We start from the raw sequence: 15,823 nt of genomic DNA, 5'->3' as shown, positions 1-15,823 counted from the left end.
GTTTTGCCCGCCAGGCCCGAACGGATCGCTATGGTAGACCGCATCCTGAAGGTCAACGCGTACACGACCTTCGATCTGCTCGACGGTGCCGTCGAAGGCCACGGTTTCGACGAGGAGGCACTGGCAGTGTTGAACGTCACGGCACCGCGGAAGAACCCCGACCACGTCGAACTCCAGTTGGAGATGGACAACACCGACCTGGAGGCCGTCGAAGCACACGCCGACAAAGTGACGCTATCGGCGGCGCAGGCTCGGGAACTCGCCGGTGAACTGGAGCGATACGCCGGGAAAGTCGAGGACGCACAGGGCGAGTGAACGGTCGACAGTTCTTTGCTGTGGGGAGACATACCACGGATTATGTCGGCCGATACACCCGGCAACCCCGCGGCACGGGAACTGGGCTTTTGCCCGTGTTGTGGGTACAAGACACTGCCCGAAGGACAGCCGGGGTCCTACGAGGTCTGTCCGGTCTGTCACTGGCTCGACGACCCGTTGCAGTTCAGCGACGAGGAGTACGTCAGCGACACCAACCACGTCTCGCTTTCGGCTGCTCGGGAGAACTTCCGGGAGTACGGGGCGTCTACGCCCGAGGCCGTCGACGACTGCGAGGAGCCGGACGGCAAGGCACGGGACCCCAACTGGCCCTACGACACGGATCGATCAGGCCGCGAGTGAGATATCGAGATACAGCATGACGATCGTCCCAGCCATCAGCCCCAGCGTCGCCACCCGTTCGTGGCCGCTCCGGTGTGTCTCGGGGACGATCTCGTCGGAGATGACGAACAACATCGCACCGGCGGCAAACCCCATCGCGTAGGGAAGCAGCGGTTCGACGAGCGTGACCGCGACGGCGCCGAGTACGGCCAGAGGGATCTCAACGACGCCTGCCCGGACGCCGGCGAAGACAGCGTACGCCCGCCGGTCGAGGCCCGCGTTGATCGCCGCGACCGACACCGCCAGTCCCTCCGGGATGTTCTGGATGCCGATCGCGAGCATCAGCGAGAGCGCGGCCCCGAGCCTGGCCGGATCACCGGCGGCGGCACCGAAGCCGACGCCGACGGCCAGTCCCTCGGGCATGTTGTGGAGCGTGATCGCGAGGATGAACAGGATCACACCAGCCAGACGCTCGTCGACGACGGGGAGTGACTCACCGGGGCCGGCGGCGTCGCTCCGGCGTTTCCCGGTCAGGAGGTAGTGAGCGTGGGGGACGAGTTTGTCGCCCTGGTCGAGGAACAACGCCCCGAGAGCGACCCCCAGCAGGGTCGGGATGGGGTTCCCGCCCGAGTACTCCTCGATCCCGGGGATGATGAGGCTCGTGAACGCCGCGGCCAGCATCACGCCGGCGGCAAAGCCCAGCGCGACGTCCATCGAGCGCTGGGAGGGGTTCCGCCAGACCAACACCAGCGACGCTCCCAGGAGGTTCAGCGTCGCGATGACGACGCCGCCGACCAACCCCGAAACGAGCGGGTCCGTCCCGACGACGTCAACGAACAGATCGACAAGCCCGGATTGCACTCTTTCAGGGTGTGCGTCCGGAGGGCTTGTAGCTATCGGCGGTCGGTCTCGGAAGGCTTTTTTCCGCTGTCGGCGGAGAGTGGCGTGATGGACCGTGGCAGACGCAGTACCGCCCTGATCGTCGCTGGTATCCTCCTCGTCGTCGGCACGGTCGCAGTCGGCGCCGCGACCGCCCCCGAAACGAGTGTCGACGACGGCTCCCAGCAACGGACCCTCGTCGGTTCCCAAGGAGGCGACACCGGCTGGCACGCCGACGGGAGTGTCTACATGCTCACCGGCAGCGAGATCTCCTGGCGTATCGACGACGCCGACAGCTACTTCGACGTGACGCAGTTGCCCGACGGTCGGGTGATGGCCGGGTTCATGCATTCGGGCTACCAGGAAGGGTGTGCCCCCTACGACCCGCCCTGTACCAAGACCGGGTTCCGGATCATCGACCCCGACGCCGAGGGCGGTCCCGAGACCATCGAGGAATACGCCTTCCCCGTCCGGTACGCTACGAACAGCGAGACCCACGACGTCGAACGGCTCGACTCGGGCGAGTATCTGCTCTCCGACATGGAACACGAGCGGATCTTCACCGTCCGGGACGGCGAGGTGACCTGGCAGTGGAACGCCTCCTCCTTCTACGACGCGCCGCCGGACCCGACCAGACGCGACTGGCTCCACATCAACGACGTCGACGCCGTCAACGAGACCCACTATCTCGTCTCGGTCCGTAACGCGAACCAGTTGGTCCTCGTCGAGCGCGGCGCGGGCGTCGTCGAGGTCGTCAACGAGGACGACGGCGGTAGCGACGACAGCTGTACGGTCCGTGACTCACAGCTGAAAGACTTCGACGGCGACGGCGAGATCCGCTGTGGCGACCCGTCGGTGTTGGACCACCAGCACAACCCCCAGTGGCTCGGCCCCGACGCCGTCCTCGTCGCGGACTCGGACAACGACCGGGTCGTCGAACTCCACAAGGTCGACGGCGAGTGGGAACCGGCCTGGACGCTCTCGCGGGCCGGCAGCGTCCCCCTCCACTGGCCCCGTGACGCCGACCGACTCGACAACGGCAACACGCTCGTGACCGACACGCTGAACAAGCGTGTCTTCGAGGTGACTCCCAACGGCACCGTCGTCTGGAGCCGACAGACGCCCGACGACACGCCCATCGCGTACGAGGCCGAACGGCTACCCGAAGGCGAACGCGTCGGCGCACAGCGGTACACCGCCGACGGCGACGTCGAGGAAGCGTCCGGCGGCGTCCCCGGGCTCTCCCTGCTACTCGTGAGCCTCCAGTCGGTCGCTCCCTGGACGCCCTTCTGGTTCGCGGAACTGCACCTGGGGCTGACACTGGTCGGCGTCGTCACCGTCGTCGCCGGGGGCGTCGACCGGCTCCGGGAGTTGCGTCGCTAGCGACCGCCGGTCCCTATCGCGGTTCGTACGGGGTTACGGCCCGGTTCCGGACGAGCCACCGGGACCGACCTCGTCGCGCACGACGACGTAGAGGACCCAGACGACGACGCCGCCGAAGAACCCGCCGAGGAAGGCCCCGAAGAACGAGCCGGCGGCCCACGCGAGCGCGTGGCTACTGTTTCGGTCGGCGGCGTCCCGGTAGATGAACACGGAGACGACGAGCGGGACGACCAGCAAGACGCCGAAGATCAGGAGCAGGATGACGAGTTCGGCTGTACCCGGAAAGCCGACCTGGAGGGAGGGCAACATGCCTCGGGAATGTCACAGCGGGAACAAAAGCGTTCCTGTTAGCGAACGACGACGTGACCACCCGGTCGGAGGCGGCTTTTTATTGCCCGGCTGTGACATTCGGACGTGCGCCGGCAGCTCACCCTCCCGGACTGGTCCGTCTTCGAACCGTACAGCGAACTGTTCTGGGACGTGACAGTGTTCGTCGTCGTCGCAGCCGTGACCGTACTCCTGGCGCGAACCGTCGTCGTCCCGCTGGCCGTCCGGACGGTCCGGAACCGGAACCGGAACAACCCGACGCTGATCAACGCCACAAAGACCTATCTCACTGTCGCATCCGTCGGAGTCGCGGTCTTGCTCGGACTGATCGCCGCCGGTCAGGCGAGGTTCCTGTTGAACACCGACTCCGCGATCCTGGTCGCCGCGTTGACGTTCACGCTGGGTGTGGCTGGCCAGCAGGTGTTCGGCTCGCTGATCAGTGGCATCTTCCTGGTCGCCGATCCGGATTTCAACGTCGGCGACTGGATCAGTTGGCCCGGCGGCGAGGGTCACGTCGAGGCGGTCGACTTCCGCGTGACACGGATCAGGACCCCGGACAACGAGACCATCACCGTTCCGAACACGGAGTTGACGAACAACGCGCTGACCCGGCCGTTCGGTCGTGACAGCTACCGGATCACAGAGGACGTGTTCGTCGCCTACGGGGAGGACACCGAACACGCGCTGCTGGAACTCCAGCAGGTGGCGACGAACCACGACCGTGTCGCCGCGGAGCCCGCACCGGCCACCCGTATCGTCGAGATGGGACCGGACAACGTCACGATCAGGGCGGAGTTCTGGATCGACGACCCCGCGAGCGGGGACGCCGCCGAGGTGGCCTCGGCGTTCAGGCGGCGGGTGAAACGGCGGTTCGACGAGGAGGGGATCACCCTCGGCCCGCCCGCGGGACGGGAACTGTCGGGCTCGGTGACGGTCACCGAAGAGTCGGCGTAGTCAGAACGGCCCGGAGTTACCGATCAGCCGTCGCATCTCCATGGCCGAACTGAAGTCCTGCCGGGAGACGACGCGGGTCCCCGACGGACCGTCGACGAGGGCAGCGCCGGAGCCGCCGGTGTCCAGTTCGACCAGTGCGTCGAAGGCACCCACCGTCTCCTCGAACCGTGGGAGATCCGTCTCCATCAGGTCCGCCACGGAGTCGGCCTCGCGTTCGGCCTTCGAGAGCGCACGGAAGTCCTGGACGGTGACGACACCGACGACGTCGCCGCCGTCGGTGACGGTGAACTCGGTCGTTCGGTCAGCGAACATCCGGTCGACGAGTTCCTCGACGGTGGCACTGGCCTCGATAGTCGCGGTCGCCGGGCGGGCCACGTCACCGACGGTGAGTCCCTCCAGTAAGTCTGCCAGTGCGACGGTACGGGACTCGCCGGTCGCGGCCCCGTAGATGAACAGGGCGAGCAGGAGCAAGAGCGGGGAGAAAGAGAGCACCCCGACGACGGCAAAGAGGACGGCGAAGACCGTCCCGATGCGGGCGGCGATCCGGGTCGCCGAGGCGTACGGGCGGTTCCGGGCCAGCAGCGCCCGCAGGACCCGGCCGCCGTCCATCGGGAACGCCGGGAGCATGTTGAACACCGCTAAGACGATGTTCGTGACCGCCAGCCAGCCGACGACGAACAACACGACGGTAGCGTTGGCCGGTAAGAGCAGGAGGGCGGCGTAACAGACCGCCCCGACGAGGACGCTCGTGATCGGGCCGGCGACCGCGATCCAGAACTCGCGGTCCCACTCGCGGGGGATGGTCTTGAAACTGGCCAGCCCGCCGAGGATCCACAGCGTGATCGACTCCGTCTCCAGCCCGTAGCGCATCGCAGCGTAGGAGTGGCCCAGTTCGTGGAGCGCGACGCTGGCGAACAGGCCGATCGCCGCCGCACCGCCGACGAGCCACGGCGTCGACCCGGCCTGGAGCCGGGCCAGATCCAGTTGCGTCCCTGTGAGCACCGAGACGATTCCCGCGTACACCTCGATCTGTGCGGTACTGGAGATGAGCCAGGCCAGCACCGGCAGGAAGATCAGCAGCGAGAGGCTGACACGGATCGGGATCCCCCAGATCGTCGTGAGATGGAACTTTCGCACATCAGGTATCGGGAGCCGAGCGGGCTAATGGTTTCCCCTATACGCCGGGGACACCGACGATCCGGACCCCGAGCGAGAGAAACTGGAGGAGCGCCAGCACGAGCAGCGAGGTCAGCCACGCCACGAACGCGATCGCGCCGGCGTTCAGCCAGCCGCCATCGTACTGGACGTTGATGACGCCGACGTAGACCAGCAGACCCACGAGCGGGCCGAGCAGGGGAATCCAGCCGACCAGCAGTGAGACGACACCCCACGCGAACCAGGCGATCGCCGCCGTCACGAGGGCCTTGCCGTACGTGCTCGATCCGACGATCAGCGACGCACCGACGTGGATCGCCAGGCCGCCGACGAGCAAGCCGACGACGAACGAGAGGACGAGTCCGAGGACCATACCGTCGATAGGGACCCGGGACTTAGGAACGTTCGGGCCACGGTGGAAGTTTTATATCACCCCACAGCGATAGGATAACTGTCATGAATCGAACCCGGCTCCTCCCGGTCGGCCTCGCCGCCGCAGGTCTCGTGACGGTGCTGGTCGGGATCCATACCGAGTTGCTGCACGCCAGATCGATGTACGACTTTACGATCACGACAGGATGGGGCCGCGTTCCGGGACAGCCCCGCCTGCTCCACTCGCTCAACCACGAGGAGCGACTGCTGGCCCAGCTGGCCGGCGTCGGCCTGGTCGGATCGGTGCTCGCGACGCGGTGGCGGCAGGCGGCCGCGGTCCCGGTCCTGACCGGCGGTGTCGTCCTCTTCTATCCCGTCCGTGCCGTCCTCCACTATCTCGGGGACCCAGGAACCGGCGTCTACACCGGCGTCGTCCCGGTCGGTGACCCGGCGGGGCGGGTCGTCTTCGGCGCGGAACCGTACCTCCTCGTCCTCGGCGGCGTGCTGTTGCTCGCTGCGGGGGTGGCGGGCTGGCGGCTGTCGCCGACCGCCACGACCGACGGGGAGACGAACGGAGCGTTGGCGGGGTAAGCCTGCGTATCTTGTCCGGAGTGGGGTGCTTTCGAGGAGCGGAGTATACGGTAACTGGGTGAGAGCCGAATTTTCACGATTGAGAATTTCTCGGAAAGAGGTATTACTGGGTTTCCCACTGATCAATGTATGGCACAGTACGAATCAGCCTTCCTGACCATCGAATGGGACGGTTCGATCGAGGCAGTGATAATGAATTGGACCGACTTCGCGGAGGGCGAGGAGTACCGCGAGGGACTGGACAAAGGGCTGGAAGTGATCGAACAACACGGCGCGGAGAACTGGTTGGCCGATCTGCGGGAGATGGGGGCAGTGTCACAGGAGGATCAGGAGTGGACGCGAAACGAGTGGCACCCGCGGGCGTTCGAGACGTCGTTGACGAACATGGCCATCATCCAGCCCGAAAGCGTCGTCGCCGAGATGTCAGTCGACGATCTCGTACAGGAGATCGGGGAAGAGACCACGATACAGATCTTCGACAACAGGGAAGACGCGAAGAGCTGGCTCGACGAACAGTGAGGGCTTCCGGCGGAGATCGGGTTGAAGAACCCGCACCACACACCTGATAACACGTCGAGCGGACGGTCCAGCCGAGCGCGGCCGGCGGAGATGGCGTCGTCCGTGTTGCTCTGTCCGCGATATGAATCGTGCGAGAACCGTCAGCCCCTGCTGGCTGTAACTGATCGGGGGGATTCGTTGCCACGGCTGGCGACCGTATCGACGGGTCGGACAGCCAACAGGACGAGTCGAACGCAAGACTCAGCAGGGAGGCCCGCCGACACCCCGGTATGGTTGACTGGGGCGTGTACCTGGTGACACAGGCGTCGCTGTCGGAGGGTCGAACGACCGCGAAGATCGTCGAGCAGGCGATCGCGGGCGGTGTCGGGGTCGTCCAGTTGCGCGAGAAGGACCGGTCGGCCCGCGAGCGGTACGAACTGGGCCGACAGCTCCGGACACTGACCCGGGAGTCCGGCGTGACCTTCGTCGTCAACGACCGGATCGACCTCGCGCAGGCGGTCGACGCCGACGGGGTCCACCTGGGTGACGCGGACCTGCCCGTGCCGGTGGCCCGCGAGTTGCTCGGCGAGGACGCCGTCGTCGGCCGGTCGGTCTCGTTCGTCGAGGACGCTCGTGCGGCCGAGGCGGCGGGCGCGGACTATCTGGGCGTTGGCGCGGTGTACGCAACCGGCTCGAAAGCCGACATCGAGGACGACGAGTACGCCGTCGGAACCGACCGCCTCGGGGAGATCGCCGCCGCCGTCGACATCCCGGTGGTCGGGATCGGCGGTGTCACCGCCGACAACGCGACCGAGGTCGTCGCGGCCGGTGCCGACGGCGTGGCAGTCATCACCGCGATCACGGGTGCCGACGATCCCGAAGCGGCGACACGGGCGCTGAACGAGGCCGTCGAACGGGGTCGCAGCAAGCGGTAGGGACGTGGCCGAGACGTTCCGAACGGCCGGCGTCACCGAGTCGCCCGGCGAGTTCGAGATCGTCCGCACCGACGCCGACCGGCGCTACGACGTCTCGGACGGGCTGGCTGCGACCATCGGCGACGGTGAGTGGGACGGGCAACTCAGACTGACCGACGCGACCGAAGAGCGGGCGACGACGGCGCGGGAGCGACTCGTCGGCACCACGTGAGCGGTGCCGTCGGTCAGGCCAACCGCTCGCGCAGGTCGGCTTCCCGGACGACGTAGGTGAACGCGGGCGATCCGTCGACGAGGACGTGTGGGACCGTCTCGCCGTACTCCTCCTGTAACTGTGGGTCCTCGTCGACGTCGACCAGATCGAGGTCGACCGACGCCTCCGTCTCCGCGGCCACGCGTTCGATCGTCTCGATAGCCTCCGCACAGAGGTCACAGTTCTCGCGCGTGTAGACGGTGATCGACGTAGCACTCATAGCCGGTCGTAGACCCTCGACGGGTAAATGTACTGGCGATGCCCTTCTGTAGGTCGAGCCACTAACGGGGATAATGGGAGACTGGTCAGTCGCGGAGATGCCCGCACTCGACGGACAGACAGTCGTCGTGACGGGCGCGAACAGTGGACTCGGCTTCGAGGGAACGAAGGCATTCACGCGAAAGGGCGCGACGGTCGTGATGGCCTGCCGGAGCGTCGAGCGCGGTCAGCAGGCCGCCTCCGAGATCGAACGGGCCGTAGCCGACGCCGACCTCGACGTTCGACAGTGTGATCTGGCCTCGCTGGACAGCGTCGCGGCGTTCGCCGAGAGCGTCCGGGAGGACTACGCGGTCGATATCCTCTGTAACAACGCCGGCGTGATGGCGATCCCCCGCCAGGAGACGGAGGAGGGCTTCGAGAAACAGTTCGGCGTGAACCACCTGGGCCACTTCGCTCTGACAGGCCAGCTCTGGCCGGCACTGCGGGCCAGCGACGGGGAGGCGCGGGTCGTCACCCAGTCCAGCGGCGCCCACGAGATGGGCGAGATGGACTTCTCCGATCTGCTGTCGGAACGGTCCTACGGGAAGTGGGCGGCCTACGGCCGGAGCAAGCTCGCGAACCTCCACTTCGCCTACGAACTCCAGCGCCGGATCGACGACAACGGCGTCGACGACGTCCTCAGTGTGGCCTGTCACCCGGGCTATGCGGATACGAACCTCCAGTTCCGCGGCCCGGAGGAGATGGGGTCGAACCTCCGGCTGGCGGGGATGAAAGTCGCCAACGCACTGTTCGGACAGTCCGCCGAGCGGGGGGCGTTGCCGATGCTGTACGCCGCGACCGCCGAGACAGTCATCGGGGGTGAGTACGTCGGCCCCGACGGCCTGCTGGAGATGCGCGGCGATCCGGAGTTCCAGCAATCCAACGAGGCTTCCCGCGACGAGGGGGCCGCGGCGAAGCTCTGGGAGGTCTCCGAGGAGCTGACCGGCGTCGAGTTCGAGGTCGCGTAGCACCAGTTTTTCCAGCCACCGCCGAGTACGGCCGGCCACTCCATGCAAACAGCCACGGCCGTCCACTCCATGGAAACAGTCGAGGTCGTCGCCAGACTGCTGGCCGGAGTCGCACTCATCCTGGCCAACGGCTTCTTCGTCGCCATCGAGTTCGCCCTGACTCGTGCCCGGCAGTTCACCGAAGACGAGTTCGTCGGCGACGGGAACCCCGCCCTGGAACGCGCCTGGGAGATGACCAACGACCTGGAGATCTACCTGACGAGCTGTCAGGTCGGCATCACCGCCTCCTCGATCGCGGTCGGTATCGTCGCCGAACCCGCGCTGGCGGCGATCTTCGAACCGCTGTTCGCGGGGTCCCGCCTCGCGGGGATCGGCGTCGGTGCCAGCATCGCTTTCATCATCATCAACCTCGTCCACCTGACCCACGGCGAGCAGACCCCGACGTATCTTGGCGTCGAGCGCTCGCGGTTCGTCTGCCGGTACGGTGCAGCCCCGCTGTACTGGTTCGCGAAACTCATCTCGCCGCTGATCGCCATCGGCGACTCCGTCGCCAAGTGGACGCTGGGACTGTTCGGCGTGGAGATGTCCGGCGCCTGGCTGGAGGCGGAGGTCGAGAGCATCGAGTCCCGCGCTGAGTTGCGGACCGAACTCAGTTCCATCCTCGAACGCGGCGATCTCCCGGAGGAGCGTCGCGAGGAGATCCTGGCCGCGTTCCAGGTCGGCGACCAGGAGGTCCGCGACGTGATGATCCCCCGCGAGGAGATCGTCGCGCTGTCGACGAGCGACGACGACGAGACCAACGCCCGCCGACTCGCCGAGACCCCCCACACGCGGTTTCCGTTGATCGGCGAGGACTTCGAGGAGTTCCTGGGGATCGTCTACGTCCCGGCGCTGGTCCGCGAACGCGAGGAGTTGGCCGAGGACACCGGGCTGCTCGACGGCATCGATCTCGAATCGGTCGCCTCCCCGCCGATGACGATGTCGGCCGGAACGAGCGTCAGCGACGCGATCGACCGGTTCCAGGCCGAGCGCCAGGAACTGGCCCTGGTCATGGAGGACGGCGAGGTCGTCGGGATGGTCACCGTCACCGACACCCTAGAGGAACTCGTCGGCGACATCCAGGACCCCGAGGACGAACGGGCCGGCGTGGAGTAGGCTCGACGGTCGTTCCTCTCACCCCGCCAACCGTCTCACTCCCCGCCCCGGACCAGCACGCCGACACTGCCGACGAGTCGGTCCGCGATGCCCTCGAAGTGGGCACTGGCCAGGGACGCAGCCAGGACCGCGCCGACGGTGTTGAACACGAGATCGTTGACGATATCGGTCGTCCCGTACTGGGCCAGCACCGCCTCGCCGCCGATCAGCGTCGCCAGCCCACCGCTGGCGAACTCCAGGATCTCCCAGGCGACACCGACCGCGAGGACGAACAGGACGACGAAGGCGGCGCGGAACCCGCGCGTGAACGAGACCGCGTGGGTGTGGCGTTCGACGCTGCGGGCCAGCGCGTAGCCGACGCCGGCGACGATGCTGGCGGAGAAGGTGTGTGTCAGGCTGTCGTACCAACCAAGCGACCCGTAGAGCGCGAACGCACCGATCGCGTGGAGCGTCGCCGCCAGCGTGATCCACAGCACGAGGCCGGTGTCCATCGCGTAGTCGTACTCCCGGCGGAAGACAGCGGGGAGGAAGGTGATCGCCAGCGGACCGGCGCTGTTGACGACCAGCGTCGCGTTGCCACGGGCGAGCGCGACCACGGTGATACCGACCAACACCAGTTGTAACGCCCGAACGACGGCGGTATGTTGGTGGACAGCGCCGGGGAGGTCCGTGCCGGTCTCGACAGTGTCGTCGGCATCGTCGGTGTCGCCGCCGGCGGCCGACCGGAGCCGGTCGATCCGGTCGGAGACGTGGAAGTATCCGTCGAGGAGAACCCCGGCACCGATACCGACCGTAGTGGCGACGACCAAGTCCCACATGAGTTCGGTCTTCCCGCCGACGAAGGCTGTCCCGGCGACCGTGTCGACGAGCCACACTCCGACCGCCCACGCGCCCGCGGCGGCCATCGTGGTGACGACGACGAAGACCGCCGCGAACCGCGGTGTCATCGACAGCGAGGTGAAGGCGTCCAGGACGACGGCGACCAACAACGCGAGCGCGGCCGCGGCGACGAACGGCGTCGCCTGTGGGAGCGCACCGGCAGCCCGGACTGCGACCGGAAGCGCCACGACCGCGAGCAGTTCTGCCGGGATCGTGACAGTCGGGTCGCGTGTCGCGACCGGGACGACGACGGCGACGGCGACCAACAGTGCCGTAAACACCGCCCAGTCCGGTTCGCCGGCTCGCAGGAACTGCCCGACCGCGCCGACGAGACCGAGCGTGACCGCCCACGCGACGACCGCGTCGTACCGATGGGACGCCAGCAGTGACCGGAGCGATGACATCGCCAGCGGTAGCTCCCGGACGACAAAAATGGTTCCGTCCCGACCTCGATCGGGACGCGAGGGAGGCGACGAGGGCAACGTTCAACGGGGCGCGGGCCAGAGCGCCGACATGGACCTGACCGAGTACGTCCGGTCGGCGCTTGCCGACTACGCCGACACCCAGGGACTCGACCCCACCTGGCTCGAGGAGGTCGGTAAGACCTACCGCGAGCAGGGGTATCTCACCCGCGAGCAGTTGTACGACGTGGCCTACGCGAGTTCGACCCGCAGCGCCTACCACGTGGAGAACAACCCCGACCAGCGGTGCCGGGAGGTCACCGAGAACGTCGTCGCCGTCGACGGCGACTTCTCGAAGATACAGCTCGTCTCGGGCCTGCGTGGGTTCAAGGCCCCGACGGCCTCGGCAGTCCTGACGGCACTGGACCCCGAACGTCACGCCGTCGTCGACACGCGGGTGTGGGCCTCGCTGGACCGGCTAGACTATCTCGACGGGCGGAAAGAGCGCTTCGACGCCGCCGACTACGTGACGATGATCGAGCAGATCCGGGAGATCGCCGCCGAAACCGGCTTCCGGGTCGACGAGGTCGGCTACGCCCTGTTCGCGGCCGACGTAGAGGCCCGCGAGGGGACGCTCCACTGAGCCGTCACGCCGGCGGCCGACGCCCGTCTGACGAGGGTATAAACCGATCGGGGACCTCCCATCGACCCGATGAACGAGGCGCACATCGACCTCGAAGCGGTCGAACTCGAACTCGACGAGGAGTTGCTGGACGCGATCGACGAGAAAGCCTTCAAAGACCACCGCGAGAACCGCGACGCGGCGGTCAGGGACCTGCTCGACGAGTGGCTCAAAGCGCAGGACTAGAGCTCGACGGTTTCGCCGAGCGCGGGCGCACTGGCCGAGAAGCCGTCCTCGCGTAGCTCCGCAGCGAACCCCCCACAGCGATCGCCGTGGTTCACCAGGACCGGCGTGTCCCGGTAGGAATCCAGAAAGGACAGGAGTCCGTTTCGGTCGGCGTGTGCCGAGAAATCGTGTTGCTCGACCTGTGCGCTGACCGGCATCACGCGGCCGTCCAGTTCCGCGCTACCGGTCTCTAAGAGGTCCCGTCCGGGCGTCCCCTCGACCTGGTAGCCGGTCATCGCGACCTTGTTGGTCGGGTGCTGTCGGATCGCCGGAACGTAGGTCATCGCCGGTCCGCCCGAGAGCATCCCCGAAGTAGTGATGATGACGGTGTTTTGGTCGGCGATCCGCCGGCGTTGCCCGTCCCGGCCGTCGACGAAGCGTGCGCTGGAGGTAGCGCCCGCGAGCGCGTCGGCATCCCGCAGGAACGCCGGATGTCGTTTGAGCTGTTTCGTCACTCGCTGGCCCATCCCGTCGACGTAGCAGTCGATGTCGTGGGCGGCACAGACCAGCATGATCTCCTGGGTCCGGCCGATGGCGAAGGCGGGGACGACGACGGTTCCCCCCTGCCAGACGGTCTGTTTGACGGAGTCGACGAACCGTTTTTCTACCCTGTCGCGCGCGTCGTGAGTCACGTCGGAGTACGTCGACTCGCAGACGACGGCGTCGGCCTCGGGCCGGGCCGTCGAGGGAGCGACGAGCCGTTGGTCGCCGGTGTGGAAGTCACCCGAATAGAGCAGTCGCGTCTCGCCGTCGTCGACCACCACGTGTGCGCTTCCGGGGATGTGGCCCGCGTTGTAGAAGGTGACTTCGAAACCGGCCGCCTCGAAGGGGTCCTCGTAGCCGTGAGTCACCGAGGCCTGTGTGAGCCGGCGAACGTCGGTGTCGGTGAACGGACACCGTGGCGTCGAGCCGTGTAACTTGAGCGTGTCCTCGGCCAGCGTCGTCGCCAGCTCCCGCGTCGGCGGCGTCCAGTGGACCGGCGGGAGGTCGCCACTCGACATCAGCGCGGGAACGGCCCCAGCGTGGTCCAGGTGGCCGTGGCTCACGACGACGGCGTCGGGATCGACGTCGCCGACCGGGTACTGCGGTGGTGACTCGCTGGCCATCCCGTAGTCGAGTAGCAGACTGGCGTCGTCGGACCCCGCCCCGCTGTCCGAGGCGCGGTCGCCCCCGCTGACGAGGACAGCGCTACGGCCGATCTCGCCGGCACCACCGAGGAACTGGACCTCCATCAGGACGCTCTAGCACGGCCCCGGGTTTCCCTCCGTCGGTTCGTCACCGGAAGAGGACCGTCGGACGCCGGGCGGCCGCCTCGACGGTCTGGTCGTCGGTGATCGCTGGCAGCCGAAGGGTCGCAACGGTCCCGTCCTCGTCGGTGATCTGGAACGACCCACCGTATCGGGTCGCCGTCCAGTTGACGAGCCACAGGCCCAGCCCCTTCCCGTGCTGGAGTTCGGTCTCCTCGCCGGTCTCGACGACACGGGCCTCCATCGGCGGGATGCCCGGCCCGTCGTCCCGGACCTCGATCTCGACCCACTCACCCGCGTCCCTGGCGGTGATCTCGACCGTCGTCTCCGGCTTCGGGTCGTGTTCGAGGGCGTTGGTGACGAGTTCCTCGACGGCACGTTCGAGTTCCGCTCCGGCGCAGATATCGCGGTCGGTCCGGACGGTCACCTCTACCGTCGCCGCCGGATGTGCCTCCTGGAGGGGAGCCGTGGTCGCAGGAAGGAACAGCCCCGGATCGAGTCGGGTGGGACGGCGATCACGTCGCGCGTAGCTCTCCAGTTCACGGGCCTTCTCGCTCAGGTCGAGGAGCCGATCGACGGGGCGACGGATGCTGGCCGCGACATCGGTGTCCGGGGGCGGGTCGTCGATGAACTCGGCGTACCCCTGGATGATCGTCAGTTCGTTCCGGAGGTTGTGCCGGAGAACGCGGTTCAATAGCCCGATAAGTCGCTCGCTGCGTTTGCTGTCGGTAACGTCCTGCTGGAACCCGAGGTAGTGGGTGACGTCCCCGTCGTCGTTCTCGACCGGCGTGATCGTGACCCGGTTCCAGAACGGCGACCCGTCCTGACGGTAGTTGAGGATCTCCGTGGTGACCGCTCGTTGCTCCGCGATTCCGGCCGCGAGCCGGGCGACATCGTCGGGATCGGTCTCGGGTCCCTGCAGGATTCGGCAGTTCCGGCCAGTGATCTCGGCCGGGCTGTAGCCGGTGACAGTCTCGAAGGCGTCGTTTGCGTACGTGATCGGGTTGTTCGGGTCGGTGGCGTCGGCGATCGTGATCGGGACCTCGGCCTCGGCCATGGCGCGGGTTCGGATTCGGAGTTGCCGCTCGCGCTCGCGGCGCTCGGTGATGTCGCGACCGACGCCCTGAATCGCCGTGACGGTCCCGTCGTCGAAGATGGGCGTCGCGTTGACCTCGACGACGACCTCACTGCCGTCACGGTGTTCGAACGTCAGTTCGATGCCCTGGATCGACTCCCCGGCCAGGAGTGTATCGAACGATTCCAGAGCGTCGGCGGTAGCGGTCGGGGTCAGATACGCCGAGAACGTGTCGCCGACGAGCGTGTCGGGGTCGTACCCCAGTACCCGCTCGACGGCCTTGGAGACGTACGTAAGTCGGCCCTCCGTGTCGACTCGGAAGATGACGTCGAAACTGTTCTCGGCGATCCCCTCGAAGCGCCGTTTCTCCGCCGACAGCTGTGCGGTCCGTTCCGTTCGCTCGCGCTCGTAGGCCCGCTGCTCGATGCCCCGCCCGACGAGTCGTGCGACCAGTTCGACGAACAACTCGTCGGCCTCGGTGAAGGGCTCGTCACGCTGCTTCTCGTCGGCGAAACAGACGGTCCCGTACACCTCGTCGTCGGCGACGACTTTACTCCCGACGTAGGCTCCGAGTCCGAACCGGTCGTAGGCCGCGTCGGCGATCTCGGGTGCGGCCGCAGCGTCCTGAATGCTCAACTGTCCGTCGATTTCGACGGTCCGGCGACAGTATGCCTCACTCAGTGGACACTCCGTACCCGGCCGGATCTCGGGGTGGTCGCCGACCGCCTCCTCGATGTACTGTCTCCCGTCGTCGATCCCCGTCAGAAACCCGACTGAGAGATCCAGCCGCTCACAGCCGGCAGACAGCGCCGTCTTGACCGCGTCGCTGAGCGGACGACTCCGGTCGGCGAACGCTTCGTAAACACGTTCCCGGGCTGGTGCGGACGAGTTCGTTTCGGACGTACTGGAGGAGCTGATATCTAGCTGTAGTCAGG

20 protein-coding genes are annotated in these 15,823 nt (G+C 67.0%); 12 read left to right on the top strand and 8 right to left on the bottom strand.

From position 1 onward, the window contains the following. Window positions 1–30 precede the first annotated feature (30 nt). The gene (locus P0204_RS10930) at window positions 31–315 is read left to right on the top strand and encodes a DUF6360 family protein (protein WP_276179106.1); all 285 of its coding nucleotides are present in this window, start codon (window positions 31–33) and stop codon (window positions 313–315) included. A gap of 42 nt (window positions 316–357) precedes the next feature. Further along, window positions 358–675, top strand: a complete 318-nt coding sequence (locus P0204_RS10925; RefSeq protein WP_276179104.1) for a CPCC family cysteine-rich protein — start codon at window positions 358–360, stop codon at window positions 673–675. Here P0204_RS10925 and P0204_RS10920 read toward each other — a convergent pair. Continuing rightward, complete coding sequence (locus P0204_RS10920; RefSeq protein WP_276179102.1) at window positions 661–1,515, bottom strand: ZIP family metal transporter; 855 nt, start codon at window positions 1,513–1,515, stop codon at window positions 661–663. The genes P0204_RS10925 and P0204_RS10920 overlap by 15 nt on opposite strands. Window positions 1,516–1,602: 87 nt before the next feature. Between P0204_RS10920 and P0204_RS10915 the strand changes: the two genes are divergently transcribed. Beyond that, window positions 1,603–2,916, top strand: a complete 1,314-nt coding sequence (locus tag P0204_RS10915) for an aryl-sulfate sulfotransferase (protein ID WP_276179100.1) — start codon at window positions 1,603–1,605, stop codon at window positions 2,914–2,916. A 33-nt stretch (window positions 2,917–2,949) separates the two neighbouring features. Here P0204_RS10915 and P0204_RS10910 read toward each other — a convergent pair whose 3' ends face one another. Further along, on the bottom strand, window positions 2,950–3,225 hold the full coding sequence (locus P0204_RS10910) for a hypothetical protein (protein WP_276179098.1): 276 nt from the start codon (window positions 3,223–3,225) through the stop codon (window positions 2,950–2,952). A 105-nt stretch (window positions 3,226–3,330) separates the two neighbouring features. Between P0204_RS10910 and P0204_RS10905 the strand changes: the two genes are divergently transcribed. Beyond that, entirely contained in the window at window positions 3,331–4,197 is an 867-nt protein-coding gene (locus P0204_RS10905) for a mechanosensitive ion channel family protein (RefSeq protein WP_276179096.1), read from the top strand. On the opposite strand, the gene P0204_RS10900 is transcribed toward P0204_RS10905, so the two are convergent. Further along, on the bottom strand, window positions 4,198–5,334 hold the full coding sequence (locus P0204_RS10900; RefSeq protein WP_276179094.1) for a site-2 protease family protein: 1,137 nt from the start codon (window positions 5,332–5,334) through the stop codon (window positions 4,198–4,200). Window positions 5,335–5,371: 37 nt separating this feature from the next. Further along, window positions 5,372–5,725: a hypothetical protein gene (locus P0204_RS10895; protein ID WP_276179092.1), complete on the bottom strand. Its 354-nt coding sequence runs from the start codon at window positions 5,723–5,725 to the stop codon at window positions 5,372–5,374. Between the two features lie 83 nt (window positions 5,726–5,808). On the opposite strand from P0204_RS10895, the gene P0204_RS10890 reads away from it, so the two are divergent. From P0204_RS10890 to P0204_RS10875, 4 genes are all read left to right on the top strand, one after another. Continuing rightward, the gene (locus tag P0204_RS10890; RefSeq protein ID WP_276179090.1) at window positions 5,809–6,315 is read left to right on the top strand and encodes a hypothetical protein; all 507 of its coding nucleotides are present in this window, start codon (window positions 5,809–5,811) and stop codon (window positions 6,313–6,315) included. A gap of 129 nt (window positions 6,316–6,444) precedes the next feature. After that, window positions 6,445–6,834 (top strand): STAS/SEC14 domain-containing protein, encoded by a 390-nt coding sequence (locus P0204_RS10885; RefSeq protein WP_276179088.1) that lies wholly within the window; start codon window positions 6,445–6,447, stop codon window positions 6,832–6,834. Window positions 6,835–7,103: 269 nt separating this feature from the next. Then, window positions 7,104–7,748, top strand: coding sequence for a thiamine phosphate synthase (gene thiE / locus P0204_RS10880; protein ID WP_276179087.1), 645 nt, complete (start codon window positions 7,104–7,106; stop codon window positions 7,746–7,748). Window positions 7,749–7,752: 4 nt separating this feature from the next. Beyond that, window positions 7,753–7,959 (top strand): hypothetical protein, encoded by a 207-nt coding sequence (locus P0204_RS10875; RefSeq protein WP_276179085.1) that lies wholly within the window; start codon window positions 7,753–7,755, stop codon window positions 7,957–7,959. Between the two features lie 13 nt (window positions 7,960–7,972). Here P0204_RS10875 and P0204_RS10870 read toward each other — a convergent pair whose 3' ends face one another. Beyond that, window positions 7,973–8,218: a glutaredoxin family protein gene (locus P0204_RS10870; RefSeq protein WP_276179083.1), complete on the bottom strand. Its 246-nt coding sequence runs from the start codon at window positions 8,216–8,218 to the stop codon at window positions 7,973–7,975. Window positions 8,219–8,291: 73 nt separating this feature from the next. Between P0204_RS10870 and P0204_RS10865 the strand changes: the two genes are divergently transcribed. Together P0204_RS10865 and P0204_RS10860 are read left to right on the top strand one after the other, a co-directional pair. Continuing rightward, window positions 8,292–9,224 (top strand): oxidoreductase, encoded by a 933-nt coding sequence (locus P0204_RS10865; protein ID WP_276179081.1) that lies wholly within the window; start codon window positions 8,292–8,294, stop codon window positions 9,222–9,224. A gap of 69 nt (window positions 9,225–9,293) precedes the next feature. Continuing rightward, a complete protein-coding gene (locus P0204_RS10860; protein WP_276223269.1) occupies window positions 9,294–10,379 on the top strand; it encodes a hemolysin family protein in 1,086 nt (361 codons plus the stop codon). A 35-nt stretch (window positions 10,380–10,414) separates the two neighbouring features. Here the strand turns inward: P0204_RS10860 and P0204_RS10855 are convergent, their stop codons facing one another. Beyond that, window positions 10,415–11,662 carry a DUF2238 domain-containing protein gene (locus P0204_RS10855; protein WP_276179079.1) on the bottom strand — a complete coding sequence of 416 codons (1,248 nt, stop codon included), beginning with the start codon at window positions 11,660–11,662 and terminating at the stop codon, window positions 10,415–10,417. A gap of 109 nt (window positions 11,663–11,771) precedes the next feature. Between P0204_RS10855 and P0204_RS10850 the strand changes: the two genes are divergently transcribed. Together P0204_RS10850 and P0204_RS10845 are read left to right on the top strand one after the other, a co-directional pair. Next, complete coding sequence (locus tag P0204_RS10850; protein WP_276223268.1) at window positions 11,772–12,302, top strand: hypothetical protein; 531 nt, start codon at window positions 11,772–11,774, stop codon at window positions 12,300–12,302. Between the two features lie 69 nt (window positions 12,303–12,371). Next, window positions 12,372–12,527, top strand: a complete 156-nt coding sequence (locus tag P0204_RS10845) for a ribbon-helix-helix protein, CopG family (RefSeq protein WP_276179077.1) — start codon at window positions 12,372–12,374, stop codon at window positions 12,525–12,527. Here P0204_RS10845 and P0204_RS10840 read toward each other — a convergent pair. Beyond that, window positions 12,524–13,798, bottom strand: coding sequence for an MBL fold metallo-hydrolase (locus tag P0204_RS10840; RefSeq protein WP_276179076.1), 1,275 nt, complete (start codon window positions 13,796–13,798; stop codon window positions 12,524–12,526). The genes P0204_RS10845 and P0204_RS10840 overlap by 4 nt on opposite strands. Before the next feature lie 43 nt (window positions 13,799–13,841). Further along, window positions 13,842–15,806: a PAS domain S-box protein gene (locus P0204_RS10835; protein WP_276223267.1), complete on the bottom strand. Its 1,965-nt coding sequence runs from the start codon at window positions 15,804–15,806 to the stop codon at window positions 13,842–13,844. Between the last annotated feature and the right edge of the window lie 17 nt (window positions 15,807–15,823).

Source organism: Haloarcula halophila (assembly GCF_029278565.1).
Taxonomy (GTDB): domain Archaea; phylum Halobacteriota; class Halobacteria; order Halobacteriales; family Haloarculaceae; genus Haloarcula; species Haloarcula halophila.
Note: the sequence above shows the minus strand (reverse complement) of the source record. Positions and strands in the feature narration are given on the sequence as shown.